14 protein-coding genes are annotated in these 14,385 nt (G+C 63.7%); 7 read left to right on the plus strand and 7 right to left on the minus strand.

Going from position 1 to position 14,385, the window contains the following annotated elements; translation table 11 throughout:
- Positions 1-44: 44 nt before the first annotated feature.
- Together cdd and rlmD are read right to left on the minus strand one after the other, a co-directional pair.
- Entirely contained in the window at positions 45-617 is a 573-nt protein-coding gene (gene cdd, locus JMJ54_RS13655) for a cytidine deaminase (protein WP_308438010.1), read from the minus strand.
- On the minus strand, positions 608-2,140 hold the full coding sequence (gene rlmD, locus JMJ54_RS13660; RefSeq protein ID WP_203539114.1) for a 23S rRNA (uracil(1939)-C(5))-methyltransferase RlmD: 1,533 nt from the start codon (positions 2,138-2,140) through the stop codon (positions 608-610). Before rlmD ends, cdd begins: the two co-directional genes overlap by 10 nt.
- Before the next feature lie 114 nt (positions 2,141-2,254).
- Here rlmD and JMJ54_RS13665 point away from each other — a divergent pair, with 114 nt between their 5' ends.
- Complete coding sequence (locus JMJ54_RS13665) at positions 2,255-4,858, plus strand: GAF domain-containing hybrid sensor histidine kinase/response regulator (protein ID WP_203539115.1); 2,604 nt, start codon at positions 2,255-2,257, stop codon at positions 4,856-4,858.
- Positions 4,859-4,929: 71 nt separating this feature from the next.
- Entirely contained in the window at positions 4,930-5,832 is a 903-nt protein-coding gene (locus JMJ54_RS13670; protein ID WP_203539116.1) for a polysaccharide deacetylase family protein, read from the plus strand.
- 40 nt (positions 5,833-5,872) lie between these two features.
- Here JMJ54_RS13670 and JMJ54_RS13675 read toward each other — a convergent pair whose 3' ends face one another.
- Positions 5,873-6,130: a DUF3862 domain-containing protein gene (locus JMJ54_RS13675; protein WP_203539117.1), complete on the minus strand. Its 258-nt coding sequence runs from the start codon at positions 6,128-6,130 to the stop codon at positions 5,873-5,875.
- A 153-nt stretch (positions 6,131-6,283) separates the two neighbouring features.
- On the opposite strand from JMJ54_RS13675, the gene ggt reads away from it, so the two are divergent.
- Positions 6,284-8,017: a gamma-glutamyltransferase gene (ggt, locus tag JMJ54_RS13680; protein ID WP_203539118.1), complete on the plus strand. Its 1,734-nt coding sequence runs from the start codon at positions 6,284-6,286 to the stop codon at positions 8,015-8,017.
- A gap of 11 nt (positions 8,018-8,028) precedes the next feature.
- Here the strand turns inward: ggt and JMJ54_RS13685 are convergent, their stop codons facing one another.
- The 3 genes from JMJ54_RS13685 to map are packed head-to-tail and all read right to left on the minus strand — an operon-like array spanning position 8,029 to position 9,421.
- Positions 8,029-8,214: a hypothetical protein gene (locus JMJ54_RS13685; RefSeq protein WP_203539119.1), complete on the minus strand. Its 186-nt coding sequence runs from the start codon at positions 8,212-8,214 to the stop codon at positions 8,029-8,031.
- A gap of 11 nt (positions 8,215-8,225) precedes the next feature.
- The gene (locus tag JMJ54_RS13690) at positions 8,226-8,672 is read right to left on the minus strand and encodes a GNAT family N-acetyltransferase (protein WP_203539120.1); all 447 of its coding nucleotides are present in this window, start codon (positions 8,670-8,672) and stop codon (positions 8,226-8,228) included.
- Entirely contained in the window at positions 8,657-9,421 is a 765-nt protein-coding gene (gene map / locus JMJ54_RS13695) for a type I methionyl aminopeptidase (RefSeq protein ID WP_203539121.1), read from the minus strand. Before map ends, JMJ54_RS13690 begins: the two co-directional genes overlap by 16 nt.
- A 180-nt stretch (positions 9,422-9,601) precedes the next feature.
- On the opposite strand from map, the gene JMJ54_RS13700 reads away from it, so the two are divergent.
- The 4 genes from JMJ54_RS13700 (at position 9,602) to JMJ54_RS13715 (ending at position 13,994) form a co-directional block, all read left to right on the plus strand.
- Positions 9,602-10,618 (plus strand): lactonase family protein, encoded by a 1,017-nt coding sequence (locus JMJ54_RS13700; protein ID WP_203539122.1) that lies wholly within the window; start codon positions 9,602-9,604, stop codon positions 10,616-10,618.
- An 11-nt stretch (positions 10,619-10,629) separates the two neighbouring features.
- Positions 10,630-11,496, plus strand: a complete 867-nt coding sequence (locus JMJ54_RS13705) for an RNA polymerase sigma-70 factor (protein WP_308438005.1) — start codon at positions 10,630-10,632, stop codon at positions 11,494-11,496.
- Between the two features lie 91 nt (positions 11,497-11,587).
- Positions 11,588-12,034, plus strand: coding sequence for a carboxymuconolactone decarboxylase family protein (locus JMJ54_RS13710; RefSeq protein ID WP_203539123.1), 447 nt, complete (start codon positions 11,588-11,590; stop codon positions 12,032-12,034).
- Positions 12,035-12,197: 163 nt separating this feature from the next.
- A complete protein-coding gene (locus tag JMJ54_RS13715; protein ID WP_203539124.1) occupies positions 12,198-13,994 on the plus strand; it encodes a hypothetical protein in 1,797 nt (598 codons plus the stop codon).
- A 54-nt stretch (positions 13,995-14,048) separates the two neighbouring features.
- On the opposite strand, the gene JMJ54_RS13720 is transcribed toward JMJ54_RS13715, so the two are convergent.
- The gene (locus tag JMJ54_RS13720) at positions 14,049-14,336 is read right to left on the minus strand and encodes a GNAT family N-acetyltransferase (protein WP_203539125.1); all 288 of its coding nucleotides are present in this window, start codon (positions 14,334-14,336) and stop codon (positions 14,049-14,051) included.
- Between the last annotated feature and the right edge of the window lie 49 nt (positions 14,337-14,385).

Below are 14,385 nucleotides of genomic sequence, written 5' to 3' on the forward strand. Positions count from 1 at the left end.
TGCTGCGGCGTTGCCGCACGCAGCGACTGTAGCAACGACGACGGTCAGATCACCACGTCATCCTGTTCGCCGCTGCCATTCGGATCGAGATGGAAGGCGCCGGGCAGCAAGGCGCCGGCAGTGGTGACGTCGGTTTCGCCGCGCAGATTGGTCAGCACGACTTCGAGCGACGGTGTTCCGAGCTCGATCATCACCTGCCGGCAGGCGCCACACGGCGCGACCGGACCGTCGGTGTCGGCGACGACGGCGATCGTCGCGAAGTCGCCCGGCCGGCAGCCTGCGGCGACGGCCGCAGCCAGCGCGCTGCGTTCGGCACAGAGGCACAGGCCGTACACGGCGTTCTCGATATTGCAGCCATGAAATACCCGGCCGTCGTGAGTCAGCACGGCGGCACCGACAAGGAAACGAGAATACGGTGCGTAGGCTTTCAGCCGTGCCGCCTTCGCTTCGTCGAGCAGTTGGTAGCGGTTCATTGGACGCTCTCCCTGGTCCGTCGTTGACTGGATGAGGTCAGCATATCGCTGACGGCGATACGCTGCGGGGTAATGTTGCCATGGCCGGAAACGACAATGCCCGCGATGCGGGCATTGTCGTTTCCGGTGACGCCTTACTGTGATTCGCCGTCCGGCACCACGCGGTTGGCGAGGTAATGCGCGCGGCGCGCTTCCTTCTCGATCAGCTTGGCGGCGCGGGCTTCGGCCAGCTCGGCTTCCTTCGCGGCGCGCTTGGCCTTCGCGAGTTCGGCGGCGGCCTTCTGTTCGGCCTTCACCGCTTCGCGCAGCGCGGCTTCGGCCGCTTCCATCGCGGCGACTTCCTCGCGGCTCATCCCCGGGCCGGTCTTTTCGAACCAGGCGATCGATTCGACGTGCGCGGTGTGCGGGAACATGTTGATGACGCCGGCGGCCTTGAGCGTGTAGCCCTTGACGTTGACGAGCACGTTGGCGTCGCGCGCCAGGGTCGACGGACTACAGGAGACATAGACGATGCGCTTCGGGCCGTGCTCGGCGCTGATGGCCTTGACCAGATCGATGGCGCCGTCGCGCGGCGGGTCGATCAGCATCTTGTCGAAGCGGCCGAGCTTGGTCAGCCATTCTTCGGTCATCTCGAACAGGTTGGCGACGGCGAAGTCGGTCATGTGATCGAGCTGGTTGTGGCGCGCGCCCTCGAACGCGCGCTCGACCAGCTGCTTGCTGCCTTCCATGCCGAGCACCTTGGCGCCGCGGCGGGCGATCGGCAGCGTGAAGTTGCCGAGGCCGCAGAACATGTCGGCGATCACTTCGCCCGGCTGCGGATCCAGCATATTGATCGCGCGCTCGACCATCACGCGGTTGACCGCGTGGTTGACCTGGGTGAACTCGGTCGGCTTGAACGGCATTTCGATGCCGTACTCGGGCAGCGTGTAGCTGAGCATCGGCGCATTTTTCGGATACAGCGGGTAGGCGGTGTCCGGGCCCTTCGGCTGCAGCCAGATCTGCACGTTCCACTGATCGGCGTAGGCCTTGAAGTGCGCTTCGTCGTCGGCCGTGATGTCGACCATATTGCGGAACACCAGCACGGTGACGTTCTCGCCGACGGCGACTTCGATCTGCGGCATCTGCGTGACGATCGACAGCTTGGCGACGAGGTCACGCAGTGCCGGCAACTGCTTCGCGACATGCGGTACCAGCACGTGGCACTCGGTCATGTCGGCGATGTAGCGCGAGCGCTTTTCGTGGAAACCGACCAGCACGCCGCCCTTCTTGGCAACATGGCGTACCGACAGGCGGGCGCGGTGGCGGTAGCCCCAGGCCGTGCCGTAGATCGGCGGCAGGCTGGTCTCGGCGTCGACATGGCCGATGCGCTCGAGGTTGTCCTCGAGAATGCGCTGCTTGGCGGCGACCTGTGCACCGAACTCCATGTGCTGGATCGAACAGCCGCCGCAGACGCCGAAGTGCGGGCATTTCGGCGTGGTGCGCATGAAGCTCTCGTTGTGGATCTCGAGCGCCTGGGCGTTTTCGAAGTTGGGCTTCTTGCGGTAACTCTGGAAGCTGACCGTTTCGAACGGCAGGGCGCCGTCGATGAAAATCGTCTTGCCATCGACGTGCGCGATGCCATGACCTTCGTGGTCGAGTGATTCGATGCGGGCAGTGGGATGCGACATGTTGCGTAAATGGCAGGAAAACCGCCGATTATACCTGCCCGTACACAAACGGCGCGGCCGTCTGGCGTGGCTTGTTTATGATGACTCGGCGATAACTTTGTGCGTATGTAAGCAATGAGTCGAAAATCATATCTTCAGTTTGATGCACTCGTTCAGGCAGACAGCTGGGAGCTGTTTTCGCTTGCCGTCGTCGACGCCACCCTGAACGCGTTCGATGCGTCCCGCGTTTTCCTGATCCTGCCCGACGTCGGCGAGCCGCGCGTCCATGCGCAGGCGGTGGCCGGCCAGCGTGCGCTGTCGTTTGCCGAGCCGCAATTGCCCGAAAGTTTCTTCGGACTGCCGGTCGATGAACTCGAGTGGCAGCTGAACAAACCGGAAATCTCGATCCGCCCGATTGATTATCAGGCGGCGGAAATCTGGGACGACACAAGCTGCAACGGCCAGCACCGCTACCGCCTGCTGCTGCCGCTGGTATCGCAGGGGCGGCTGGCTTGTGTGCTCTATGTCGAGTTCACGTCGCTGGCGCCGACCGAAGGGCTCGTCGGTTCGGCCTCGTTCCGCCGCGAGTGCGAGGCGCTGGCGGCGCTGGTCGCCGAGCGCTGGACGACGGTGCTCGACGGCCAGAGCCGTTCGCTCGACGAAATGACCGGCAGGCTGCAAGCCAGCCTCGCGCGGGCCGAGGATTACCGCGGCCTGCTGCAGCGGCTGCATCAGGTGACCTTGCGACTGGCCGAAGCGCCGGATCTGGATGCGCTGTACCACCGCGCGGTGACGCTGGGGCTGGCCGAACTCGACATTGACCGGATGGCGATTTTCGAGGCGAACGACGAGCGCAACGAAATGCGCGGTACCTACGGCACCGACAACAACGGCGAGGTGATCGACGAGCGCTGGTTCATCAGCCCCTTGCCGCAGCACAAAATGCTCGACGAAAGCCGGCGCCGTCCCGGCGAGGTGGTCGTCAACGAGGATGCGGCGCTGTACTACGACAAAATCGTCGTCGGCCGCGGCTGGAACGCGATGATCGGGCTGTGGATCGATGACAGGATGATCGGCTGGATCGCCGCCGACAACTTCCTGCGCCGCAGGCCGCTGCAGCCCTACCAGCGCGAAGTGCTCAAGCTGTTCGCGTCCATCGTCTCGCAGTTCATCGGCAACAAGCAGGTCGAGGCCGAGATGCTGGCGCTGAACGCGCGGCTGTCGCAGCAGACGCAGGAACTGGCCAGCGCGCGCGACGAGGCCGAAGCGGCCAGCCACGCCAAGAGCGCCTTTCTGGCGACGATCAGCCATGAAATCCGCACGCCGCTCAACGGCATGCTCGGCTTCCTGCAACTGCTGGGCGATACGCCCCTGACGCTCGATCAGCGCGATTTCGTCGAGACCATCGCACAGTCGGGCGATACGCTGATGTCCCTGATCAACGACCTGCTCGACTATTCGAAAATCGAATCGGGCAAGTTCACGCTCGAGTCCAGACCCTTCGACCTGAGGGTCGTCACCGCCGAGGTCTGCACCATGCTGGCGGCGCGCGCGGCCGAGAAGCGGCTCGATCTGCTGCTCGACGTCAAGCAGGTCGCCGATCCCGGGTATCTGGGCGATGCGGTCCGCTTCAAGCAGGTGCTGGTGAACCTGATCGGCAATGCGCTCAAGTTCACCGACCGGGGCCAGGTGAGCGTGCAGTTGTCGACCGGCGAGGAGGGCGAGCTGCGGGTGGTCGTCACCGACACCGGTCAGGGTATCGCCAGCGACAAGCAGTCGTCGCTGTTCCAGCGCTTTTTCCAGGCCGAGTCCGGGTCGACGAGGCGGCATGGCGGGACCGGGCTGGGGCTGGCGATCAGCAAGCTGCTGGTCGAGCTGATGGGCGGGCGGATCGGCGTGCATACGGTGCCCGGTGCCGGTTCGTCGTTCTGGTTCACCTTGCCTGCCAATGTCTCCAGCCACGCCAGCGGCTGGGGAGCGAACTGGCTGCCGGCCGGTGCCGATACCGCTTTTCTGGCAGGCCGGCGCTTTGCCTGGCTCGGCCCGAGTACCTATCGCCGCAATATCGAAGCCTTCCTGTGCGACTGTGGCGTCGAGTGGGTCGATCCGCACTCGGCGCAGCTGGTCATCGCCGACGAGGCCTATGCAACGGATATTCCGGCCGACAAACATCGATTGCTGCTGTGCTGGAGCGCCGGGGTCGTCGCCCGGCCCGGCGAGCGCAGACTGAAGAAACCGGTCATCGGTTACGGGGTGCTCATCCGCCAGCTCTACGCGCTGCTGGTGCATCCGCTGATGCTGGAAGCGCGGCCGCTGAGCCTGCAGCCCGAGCCGATGCCGTTGCGACGCATCCTGCTGGCCGAGGACAGCCCGGTGAACCAGCGGGTGATCGAAGTGTTCCTGAACCGGCTCGGCCACGAGGTGGCGATTGCCGCCAACGGCGCCGAGGCGCTCAAGCTGGCCGCGAGCCAGCGGTTTGATCTGGTGCTGATGGACTGGCAGATGCCGGTGATGGACGGCATCGAGGCCACCCGGCGTTTGCGTGCCGATCCGGTCAGCCGGCACTGGCCGATCATCGCGCTGACCGCCAATGCCAATCAGGACAGCGAGCAGATGTGCCGCGATGCCGGCATGAATGCCTTCCTGCCCAAGCCGGTCGATCTCGGCCGGCTGCAGTCCCTGCTCCGCGAGCTGCTGGGCAAGACCGAACCGGTGGCTTGGCACGCCTTGCCCAGTTGAATCCGCCGCACTGATTTGGCAGGCCGACGCGCGCATACTGCCCGCACCGTTCCGCATTCAGGAGTCCCGCCATGACCTTGCAGCAAAAACTCGGTTTCGATGCCGATGCCCGTGTGTTGATCCTGCACGCCGACGATATCGGCATGTGCCAGGCCACGGTGTCGGCCTGGGCCAGCCTCGTCGAGTTCGGCCTGATGACGTCGGCGTCGTCGATGCCGGCCTGCAGCTGGTTTCCGTCAACGGCGCTGGCTGCCAAGCCGCTTGGTCAGCGGGCCGACCTGGGCGTGCATCTGACGCTGAACTGCGAATGGGACCACTACCGCTGGGGACCGATCACGCGTACGACGCCCGAGGACGGATTGACCGGGCCGGAAGGCTATTTCCATCCGCTGGCCAAACCGACGCACGAACACGCCCGCGTTGACGCGGTCCGGACCGAACTCACCGCGCAGATCGACAGGGCGATTGCCGCCGGCGTCGAGCTGACCCACCTCGATTCGCACATGCTGACGATGTTCAGCCCGGCGCTGCTGCCGGTCTACCTTGATCTGGCGCACCAGTACCGCTTGCCGCCGCTGATTCCGCGCTGGAGCGCGGCCGACATCGCCGAATGGTGCGTGCTTGATCCGGCGGTGGCCCAAACGATGCATGAACAACTCACGGTACGCGAAGCTGCTGGCGAAACGGTGCTGATCGACAGCTTCAATGCGCTGCCGTTCGACGAGGCCTTCGAGCTGGAAGAGCGGCGCAGCTGGGCATTGAAGTGGCTCGATACACTCGAAGCGGGCGTGCATTGCCTGGTCGGTCACCCGGCCGACGATACACCGGAGCTGCGCGCGATTGCCGCCGACTGGCGGGTCCGTACCGGTGACCGGGCACTGTTTGCCGATCCGCTGTTCCGCGATGCCATCGCCGAGCGTGGCTTCAAGCTGATCGGCCTGCGCGAGATCCGCGACGCGGCCTACCCGCGCTGAACCCGATGTACTGCACGCAAGCCGGCGTCGTGACGCCGGCTTATTTTTTTTCGAGATTCTTGGTCATGACCTTGCCATTGATGAACTGGATGGCAATCGTCGTATCGCCACCTTGCCAGGTCGCGCTTTCGCCGCTGATCCCGAACACGCTGCCGCCGTCGGTGCTTTTGGGATCGCCCAGCAGTTTCACGACGTCCTCGCGTTGCATGCCGGTGGTGATTTTCTGGTAGTTCTCGCTGGTGACCTTGGAGCAGGCGGTCAGTGCGAAAGCAAGCAGCAGGGCGGTGATCAGGCGCATCTGGGATATCCGTTTAGGGCTGGGCAGCGCGCTACCTTAGCAGATTGGCGTGCTTCCGGTTGTGGGTCGCATCACCTGCCGTACGGGTAAGCGGCTATAAAACGTCCAGTCAGCCTGCTGCTAGCATGAACCACCGTTTTGCGGAGGCGCAGCATGAAGCACAGGGGATGGCTCGGCAGTATTCTGATGATGGCGGCGCTTACCGCGCTGGCCAGGCAGCCGGTGGCAACCGGTCATGGCGGCGCGGTCGCGACGATTTCCGATCCGGCCAGCAAGGCCGCGATGGAGATCCTCAATGCCGGCGGCAATGCGGTCGATGCCGCCGTTGCCGCTGCCGCAGCCCTGGGTGTGACCGATCCGTTCAGCTGCGGTGTCGGCGGCGGCGGTTTCATGATGATTTACTCGGCCAGGGACAAGCGGGTGATTACCATCGATCACCGCGAGTCGGCGCCGCGCTCGTTCAGCCCGACGGTGTTCCAGAAGAACGGCAAGGCGCTCGAGTGGGACGACGTGGTGCCCAACGGCATCGCCGTCGGCGTTCCCGGCACGGTACGCGGCTGGGACGAGGCCTTGCGTCGCTATGGCACGATGAGTTTTGCCCAGGTCCTCAAGCCGGCGATCCGTATTGCCGAACAGGGGTTCAGGATCGAACCGAACTTCAACCGCATCACCCGGCTGAACGAGGCCAAGTTCGCCCGCTTCAGTTCGACCAGCAAGCTCTACCTCAAGGACGGCAAGGCGTTGCCGGTCGGTACGCCGTTCAGGAATCCGGACATGGCGCGGACTTATCGCGCCATTGCGAAGGGCGGCGTCAACGCTTTCTACGAAGGCCCGATCGCGCAGGCCGTCGTCGATGCGGTCAATCTGCCGCCGGCGACCAGCGGTACCAGGGTGATGGCCGGGGCGATGACGCTGGCCGATCTGCAGGACTACGAAGCACGGTTCCGGCAGCCCATCGTCTCGACCTACCGCGGCTACGAGGTCTACGGCATGCCGCCGCCGTCGTCGGGCGGGATTGCGATTGCCGAGGCGCTGAACATTCTCGAAACGTTCGACTTTTCACGCATGACGCGCGTTCAGGCGCAGCACCTGTATCTCGAGGCCAGTCGGCTGGCCTTTGCCGACCGCAATGCCTATGTCGCCGACGCCGAGTATGTCGACGTGCCGGTGGCCGGGCTGATTGCCAAGGATTTCGCCCGAGAGCGCGCCAAGCTGATCGATCCGAAGCGGGACCGCGGCCCGGTGACGCAAGGCGATCCCTTCGCCTTCCAGCAGGACCCGTCGGTGCCGTTGCGCCCGGCGCCCAAGCGCGCGCCCGAACCGGCCCACACCACCCACCTGACGGTCAGCGACAAGCAGGGCAATATCGTTGCCTACACCTTCACGATCGAGGACTGGGGCGGCAGCGGCATCGTCGTGCCCGGTTACGGTTTCCTGCTCAACAACGAAATGACCGACTTCGACTTCAGCGGCCCGGCGCCGAACGTACCCGAAGCCGGCAAGCGTCCGCGTTCGAGCATGAGCCCGACCATCGTGTTCAAGGACGGTAAGCCGGCGTTCACGCTGGGCTCGCCGGGTGGTTCGACCATCATCACGACAGTACTGCAGACGATTTTCAACCACGTCGACCTTGGCATGCCGCTGGCCGATGCGGTGGCCGCGCCACGGATGTCGCAACGCAATCGTGACAAGGTGGAGGTCGAATCGCTGCTCCGTTTCATCGGCAGCGACGAAGCCCGCGCACTGGAGGCCTATGGTCATGTGTGGGACGAGAGCGACCAGATCGGCGCCGCGAATGCGATCGGCTTCAATGACGACGGCAGCGTCACGGCGGTCAGCGAGCCCAAGCGCCACGGCGGGGGGAGTGCCATCGTCCAGCGCAGATAGCCGCTGGGACTTCAGGCAAAAGAGAAGGGCGGGAAAACATCCCCGCCCTTTTTCATGGCTTGCACCGCTTGCCGCAGTGCCTGTTTTGCATCGCGCCGCCTGACCTTTTCGGTCTTTTCATGCGCGCCGGCCTTGCGCTGACCGGCCGCGACCGCGAACGGATTGCGCGGTACCAGGGTGTTGCCGATTTTCTTCATGGATGTGTCCTTCAGATTGCGTTGCTGCCACGCCGCAGCATACCGACGATGTTCAAACCTCGCATCAGATAGCCGGCGTAGCGCTCGGCCAGCGCGGTGGGCATGGTATCCGCTTCGATGCGGGTAAAGCCGATCTGGCCGTAGAAGCCTTCGAGATGGGCATAAGGCAGGCAATAACACGACCGGTCCATCATCGTCGCAAGGGTGTGCAGCATCGCGGTACCCAGACCGCTGCGTTGATGTGCGGGATGAATCTGCATGCCACGCAAGCACCAATCGTCGTCCAGCGGTGACAGCCGGACGACGCCGACGATTTCGTCGCCATCCCTTGCCAGCAGAACGCGATCCGTTGCCGCAATCGCATCGCCGCCGTAGCCGCGGGCGTCGTAGAAGCGCTGTGCTTTGTACAACTCTTCCGCGGTGGCGAAGGCGATGGTGTGCGTCAGCTGTTGGGCCACGGCGTGAGGATTTCGAAGCCGTCGTCGGTCACCGCGATCATGTGTTCCCACTGCGCCGACAGCGAGCCGTCGCGCGTGACCACGGTCCAGCCGTCGGCCAGTTGGTGCACGTCCGCGCCACCGGCGTTGATCATCGGTTCGACCGTGAACGTCATGCCCTTCTTCAGCAGCAGCCCGGTCCCGGCGCGGCCGTAATGCAGCACTTGCGGGTCTTCGTGGTAGATCTTGCCGATGCCGTGGCCGCAGTACTCGCGGACGACCGAATAGCCGGCCGCTTCGGCCAGCGTCTGGATCGCGTGGCCGACGTCGCCGAGGCGGGCGCCGGGGCGGACGGCGTGAATGCCGGCCATCATGGCATCGAAGGTGACGTCGGCAAGCCGTTTTGCGGCCGGGCTCGGTGTGCCGGCGAAATACATCCGGCTGGTGTCGCCGTGCCAGCCGTCCTTGATCACAGTGACGTCGATATTGACGATGTCGCCGTCCTTGAGGATGTCGCGCGGGCTGGGAATGCCGTGGCAGACGACCCCGTTGATCGAGGTGCACAGGGTCTTCGGAAAACCGTGATAGCCGACATTGGCCGGCGTGGCCTTCTGCTTTTTGGTGATGTGTTCGAAGCAGCGACGGTCGAGTTCCTCGGTCGACACGCCGGGAACGACATACTCGCCGATCATTTCCAGCACTTCGGCGGCAAGCTGGCCGGCGACGCGCATCTTGGCGATCTGGACTTCGGATTTCAGGCTGACGGACATGCGGTTTTCCTTGCTGTACAACCGCCATTGTCCCACAGCGCCCCGGACAAGGCAGCCGGTTGCGACCGATTCCCGTTCAGTGGCAATGCGTGGCGGATCGGCGACGCATCGGCGGGCGAGGCCCGCAGCCCGGCGCGCATTCCGTAATATGACGTTTTTGTGCACGTTGACGAGATGCCCATGAACGGTCAGCCCCGCGTTTACATTGGCTGCTACGGCGATGCCGAGCAGGCAACGATCCATGCTTTCGCTTTTGATGCCGACCATGGCCGCCTGCTGCCGCTGCAGCAACTGGCCGGGGTGGGCAATGCCTCGTATCTGCTGCCGGCCGACGACCGCCTGTATGCGGTCAGCGAAACCGCGACCGGCGAGGTGGTGGCGCTGGCCGTCGACGCCGATGGTCGGCTGAGCGAGATCAATCGCGTCTCCAGCGGGGGCGACTCGCCGTGCTATCTGGCCAAAACCGGCAATGCCCTGCTGGTGGCCAACTACTTCGGTCACAACGCCGCCTTGCTGCCGCTGACTGTCGAGGGCCAAGTCAGGAAGATCGTCAGCGAAGTCCGCCATCAGGGTGCCAGCGGTGTCGACGTCGAACGGCAGGATGCACCGCATCTGCACAGCATTACCCCAAGCCCGGACGGTCGGTTTGCACTGGTGTGCGATCTGGGCCGCGACGAAATCGTCGTTTACCGGATCGACGGGCAGCAGCTGTTGCCGCATGGTGTGGTAAGTACCGCGCCCGGCGACGGTCCGCGTCATCTGCTGTTCGACGCGGCGGGGCGATTCGTCTATGTCGTTGGCGAGCTGACCAGCACCGTACTGGTCTACGCCTGGCAGGATGGCGCGCTCGTACATCGCCAGACCATCTCGTCGCTGCCGGCCGGTTTTGCCGGTGCGAATACCGGCGCCGAATTGCAGCTCAGCCCGGATGGTGCCTTCCTGTACGCGTCGAACCGGGGGCATGACAGCATCGCGACGTTCCGGGTAGCCGATGGCCTGCTAGAGGTAGTGGGCCAAACGCACTGCGGCGGACAGATGCCGCGCAATTTCGCTTTGTCCCCCTGTGGCGGCTGGTTGCTGGTGGCGAATCAGGCCAGCGGCAATCTGGCACTCTTTGCCCGCGCTGCCGATGGTGTACTGACACAGGCCCCGCTTGATGTGCAGCTCGACCGGCCGGTCTGTGTGAAGTTCGCCTGAGTGAACGCGCGGTGAGTGACCCGCTGGCCGAGTTCCAGCAGCACCGGGCGAGGCTGTTCGGCCTCGCTTACCGGATGCTCGGTACGCGTCACGACGCTGACGATGTGCTGCAGGATGCCTGGCTGCGCTGGCAGTCGGGACGGCCTGCGGAACTGGTTTCAAGCGAGGCGTGGCTGGTGACGCTGGTGACCCGCCTGAGTATCGATCGCCTGCGCCAGGCCAGGCAGGAGCGGGCGGTGTACTCGGGGCCATGGCTGCCCGAACCGGTGGCCGAGCCGATCGAGCCCCGCTCGCCGGCCGACGTGCTCGAACACTACAACGACGTCTCGATCGCCTTCATGACCCTGCTCGAACGGCTCGGCCCCGACGAGCGCGCGGCGTTCCTGCTGCGCGAGGTGTTCGACACCGACTACGCCGAAATCGCGGTGATGCTGGACAAACGCGAGGACAGCTGCCGCCAGCTCGTCAGTCGTGCCCGGCAGCGGATCGAGGCCGATCGGCCGCGCTTTGCCGTCAGCCGCGATGCGCACCGTGCGCTGCTGGCCCGGTTTGCCGCAGCGGCGCACAGCGGTGACGTCTCCGAGCTGGCACCGCTGTTCAGCACCGATGTGGTGCTGGTCGGCGATGGTGGTGGCAAGGTGTTCTCGGCATTGCGGCCACTGCTTGGCCCGGACCGGCTGGCGATGCTGTTCCATGCCATCGCCCGGCGCAACGGCGATTGTTGCCGGTTTGTCGAGACCGAGATCAACGGCGAGCCCTGTCTGGCACGTTACGTCGATGGCGTGCTCGACACGGTCTACTGCTTCGTCACCGATGGCGTGCAGATCCGCGAGGTCTACGTATTGCGCAATCCGGACAAGCTGGCCGGTCTGTACTGATTTTTTTTCGCCGCACCTGTCACAAACGAAAGGGCAGGGACGTCTTGTTGGTGAAGCCTCCATTCGGAGGACCCACAACAGGAGCTGTCCCATGTCTGCCCGTCTCAACTATCGCGCCCTCGCACCCAAGGCCCACCGCGGTTTCGTCGACACCAGCATCGCACTGGGCGAATCGTCGCTCGGCAAGGTGCTGATCGACCTCGTCTACCTGCGCGTTTCGCAACTGAATGGTTGCGCCTACTGCGTCAATCTGCACGGCAATGACTTGCTCAGGGCCGGTGAATCGTTCGCACGCGTCAACAGCGTCTCCGCATGGCACGAAGCGCCTTTCTATTCCGAACGCGAACGCGCCGCGCTGGCTTGGGCCGAGTCGGTCACGCTGATCCGCGAAACCCGCGCAGCAGATACCGAGTTCGATGCACTGAAGGCGTTGTTCAGCGAGCAGGAAATTGCCGAACTGACTTATGCGGTTGCGCTGATGAATGCCTTCAACCGGATGGCGGTGGGCATGCGGATGCCGGTACCGATGGAGGGTTAGCTGACGAGGCCGGCGCTCGCCGACCGTATTGATGACGTTGGAATGCGTGCGAATGCAGTGTTGTGCCTATGTGCTGTCAATGGTGTCAGTCGTTACATCTTTCTTCAATTGAAAGTAAACTTGCCGTCGTTTTGACGATTACTTTTCAAATACTGGTGGAAAGATGCAGCAATTGAAGCGTGGTGTGGTGGTGGCTCTGGCAGCGGCGGGGTTGTTGTCGGCGTGTGGTGGTGGCGGTGGCGGGAGTGACTCCGGTTCGACACCGACGCCGACGCCATCACCGTCGGTCAAGACACTGAGCGGCACCGCCGCGACCGGCGCGCCGATCGTCGGTACGCTGACGATCAAGGATGCGACCGGCAAGCTCAAGGATGTCGTGATTGCAGCTGATGGCAGCTACAACATCGATGTCAGCGACATGACTGCGCCGCTGATCCTGCGAGCGAAGGGAACCGTTGCCGGCCGTACCGTTACGCTGTATTCGGCGGCAATGAGCGCCGACCTGAACAAGACGGTCAACGTCACGCCGTTTACCGATTTGATCCTTGCCAATGTCGCCGGTGGCTTGGCCGAAGCGCTGTTCAACGGGGCCGGGAGCAAGAAGCTCACCGACGCCGATCTGGCTAGGCAGCAGCAAATCCTGCGGGACCGTCTGTTGCCGGTACTGAAGAAGCTCGGACTGGCCGACAGCATCGACCTGCTGCATACCGTGTTCAAGGCCGACAAAACCGGCCTCGATGCTGCGCTGGACATCCTCAAGGTCGATATCGATCCCGATACGCTGGTCGCGACGATTCGCAATACGCTGACAGGCGATACGGTCAAGGATGACGTGAGCAGCCAGACCGACACTGGTGCGCTGCCCGAGCCGCTGGGGGACCTGACCCAATCGCAGAAGGACCTCGTCGAACTGCAGGCGGCGTTCAAGAACTATGTTGCATTGTTCAATCAGGGCGACACGCCTTCGGTCCGAGAGCAGCTGGCAGCGCTGATTGCCGATGACTATCTCGACAACGGCGACCGCAAGCAGGACGTACTGAATGCACTGGCCAAGGGCGACCAGCTCGGTGCCAACTTCGATTTGCTCAGCGTGGATGTGGCGAAGGCCAAATACTGTTTCCGGTATTCGATCGATGATCACAAGAGTACGGAGCCGGGCTCGAACAGCAATTGCGCCCTCAAGGCGCTGGACGGCAAGTGGCGGCTGGCCGGCAATGGCCGTCTGGTGGAAATCAGTGTGGGTTCCTTTGCATACTGGTTCCCGGCCAGAAACACCGTGTCCAACGGTGTCAGCGTCGGAATCAGGGATGCGCATAACCTTGCCCGTTATGCGGTGGCGACCGGTCCGGGCTTCCCTGATGGCGGGGTGGCACTGGTCAACAATGCACCGTCCAACGACTGGTACAAGTTCGAAAACCAGGCGTATGGATACGACATCCTGGACTCAGGATTCGGCCTTGATCTCGGCAAGGTGGTGAAGGGCGGTGTTTACACTGTGACCCTGTATGCAGAGAAGGGCGCGCCTCAGCCGTTGGCGGTGTATCAGGAAAAACTCGACGTTGCGCCACTGCCGGACGACATCGTCAAGCTCATCCCGGCCCTGCGCTTTCCGAGCATTACTTCTCCGAAATCGGTCAGTGATGTCAGTGGTGCTTCGTTCACGTTGTCGTGGACCTTGCCGTCACGGAGCAAGACACGCTGGGCGCAGGTTCTCGCCGGCATGGAGGATTTTTACGTTTTCTATGGCGATGAAGGCCGGACTGTAACCAGCAAGCGCTTCGATCGCGTCAGCGCCAAGCCGGTGATGACAGGAACGGCGTGGGTGCAGGTTGTCGACAAGGACGGACGCCACTTTGGGACGACGCAGGAGTTGACGGGCGGGGCGGTCAACAATCAGCTCAGCCGCAGTGCAAAGCCGGCCGGCGTGCTGGCTGTCGGGGCAAATCGCGCGGCACCCTGATTCAAGCGCTGACGTAAAAAAGCCGGCGTCAGCCGGCTTTTTTACGTCCCCGTATCAGAACCGCACATCTGCGTATTCCTCGCCCTTCTTCTTGAACACGCTGGCGGCAAACGGGCACAGCGGCAGGATTTTCATGCCGTTGGTGCGGGCATGCGCAACCGCAGCGTCGACGAGCTGGTAGCCGACACCCTGTCCGCCGTAGGCAGCATCCACGTCGGTGTGGTCGATGATGAAACGGTCGTCGCCCAGCGGCGAGTAGGTCATTTCGGCTGCGACCTTGCCGGCGTCGACGGCGACGAAGCGGTGGTTGGCGGGTTCGTGAACGATGGTTAACGTGGCCATCCTTGGCTCCGGTGTGAAGGGAAAGCGTTCAGCCTAGCATGACGGCAGC

Origin of the sequence: Jeongeupia naejangsanensis, assembly GCF_016865585.1 — a bacterium.
GTDB lineage: Bacteria > Pseudomonadota > Gammaproteobacteria > Burkholderiales > Chitinibacteraceae > Jeongeupia > Jeongeupia naejangsanensis.